3 protein-coding genes are annotated in these 2,075 nt (G+C 58.6%); 1 reads left to right on the top strand and 2 read right to left on the bottom strand.

The genetic code is table 11. From position 1 onward, the window contains the following. Positions 1-126 precede the first annotated feature (126 nt). Entirely contained in the window at positions 127-492 is a 366-nt protein-coding gene (locus tag ACUVTA_RS09530) for a L,D-transpeptidase family protein (RefSeq protein WP_445952702.1), read from the top strand. Between the two features lie 36 nt (positions 493-528). Here the strand turns inward: ACUVTA_RS09530 and ACUVTA_RS09525 are convergent, their stop codons facing one another. Beyond that, positions 529-1,434 carry a quinate 5-dehydrogenase gene (locus tag ACUVTA_RS09525; RefSeq protein ID WP_445952701.1) on the bottom strand — a complete coding sequence of 302 codons (906 nt, stop codon included), beginning with the start codon at positions 1,432-1,434 and terminating at the stop codon, positions 529-531. A 129-nt stretch (positions 1,435-1,563) separates the two neighbouring features. After that, on the bottom strand, positions 1,564-2,075 hold a 512-nt coding region (locus ACUVTA_RS09520), incomplete at its 5' end, for an HD-GYP domain-containing protein (RefSeq protein WP_445952700.1).

Here is a 2,075-nt window from a genome sequence, read left to right as displayed (position 1 = left end):
CCACTCTTATCCGGTAGCGGTTGGCAAACCGGAAACTCCTACACCTGTTGGCAATTAGCAGATCAAGCGGAAGGCAATGAACTGGGGTACCGGCTTCGGTACCCGGTAGCTCGGCCTCAACGTTCCGTGGGGGATTTATGGCATCCACGGGACAAACAAACCGTACACTATCGGGGGTTTTACGAAAGTGCTGGCTGCATCCGAATGTTTAACGAGGATGTGGAAGCCCTTTACCCTTTGGTGCAGCCCGGCACGCCGGTCATCGTTGTAGGCAGCATCCTGCGCGGACCACGTGTGCTTCGGGAGGGAGATTGCGGGAGCGACGTGATGGAGGTTCAGAGACGCCTGCGGCGCCACGGCTACTACTGCAGTCAGGTTGATGGCAACTTTGGGCGGGAAATGCGGAAGGCGGTAGTGCACTTTCGCAAAACGCACCGGCTCCCTCCGGATGATTGCGTAGACGATCCCGTGTACCGGCTGCTCGGCCTGTAGCGGCTAAGGCGACAACCGGGTCAGGCCAATCGCGCGCTAACTTTCCCGCAAAACCCTGATTGAAGGCCCAAGCCCTATTTTCTCGATGAGCGACAGATAATCGGCAGGGGTAACCTCCTCCCATTTCTTGCCGAGAAGCGCCAAAAAAACGGCTTCCACCACGTTGGTTCCGAAGGAACGGCCCTCAAGCTCAGGGGTGGTGGTGATGAGCATCCTGGCCCCGCGTTCCTTCAGCAGTAACTCGTCCTTTTTGGTTGTGGTATTGGTCAGGATTATCTTTCCGGGTATGTGAGGCGGGAGGTAACGCTTAATGTAGTGAAAGTCGCCGGCTACTACCTCAGCCCAATCGTAGTAGCGGCCGTACTTTGGCGTCTCCTTCTCCTGTTTCTGACCGGTGGGATAAAGGAGCTTAAAAGATAGCCGCCCGAGAACTGGGAGGACAAGCGCCGCAAGAAAGGCCACCGTCCGCAGGCGCCGCAGCGGCACCGGAATCCCGAGCGCGAAAATCAGGTCCCCGAAAATCACCTCCGCTCCATTCTCCACCAGCGCCTCCGCCATCCCGAAGCGGTCGACAGCGCTCACAAGCAACACCCGCTGCCCGCGCCGGAGGATACCTTTCTGGAAAAGCTCCGCGACCACTTTCCGCTCCAGCGTGTTCTTTAAGCCGGAACCGTCGCACGCCGGGGTAACCTTCAGTGTCCGCAGCAGGCGCAAACCGTCTTTGATCGCATAGCGCCTGCCACCGGCAACCAGGTAGACGTCGATCCCTCCGAGGCCAATGGCGTCCACCTTACCGTCAAGCTTCTGCAACAGCCGGACCGCCTTTTCGAAATCGCCGTCGGTCCCCCGCCGGCTGATCTCAAAGGTTTCGCCCAGGATCTCTATCTGAACGGTATGGTCGCGCTTTGAAGAACCAAGACTAACGCTAACTACCCTTTTCAAAGCAACGCCCCCTAAAGTACTAAACCTTCCCCAATTTTAGCCCAAATGGTCCGACAAGGCAAGCTTTGACAATAGGTGGCGCCTATCACCACCTCGATCCGGGACCGGCGGGACAAGAGTGGTGGGGAATCATGCCAGCCGGAAGCCCTTTTCGGTGAAGAGCCGCAGGCAAACATTCACTACGGTAGGATCGTACAGGAGGCCGCTCTTTTCGCTGATTTCGGCAAGGGCCGCGGCGGTCCCCAGCGCCGGGCGGTGGGAGGACATCGCCTCAACAACGTCTGCCACCGCCAGGATCCTGGCTTCTAAGAGAATCTCCTTATCCCTCAGGCCCACCGGGTAACCAGAGCCGTTTAGCCGCTCGTGGTGCTGGAGGATGATCTGCGCGACGGGCCACGGAAACTCGATCTCCTTGACGATATCGTAACCGACTTCCGGATGGGTCTTGATGATACTGAACTCGTACTCACTTATCCGGCCTGGCTTACTCAAGATCTCCGCCGGAACGTAGATCTTGCCGATATCGTGCAGCATCCCAGCCACCCGGAGGCCCACAACCTGGTCCGGAGGCAGCCCCATCTCCTGCGCTATGGCGCAGGCAAGCTGGGCAACACGGCGCTGGTGGCCAGCAGTAGTGTGAC

Source organism: Thermodesulfitimonas sp. (assembly GCF_052743955.1).
Note: the sequence above shows the minus strand (reverse complement) of the source record. Positions and strands in the feature narration are given on the sequence as shown.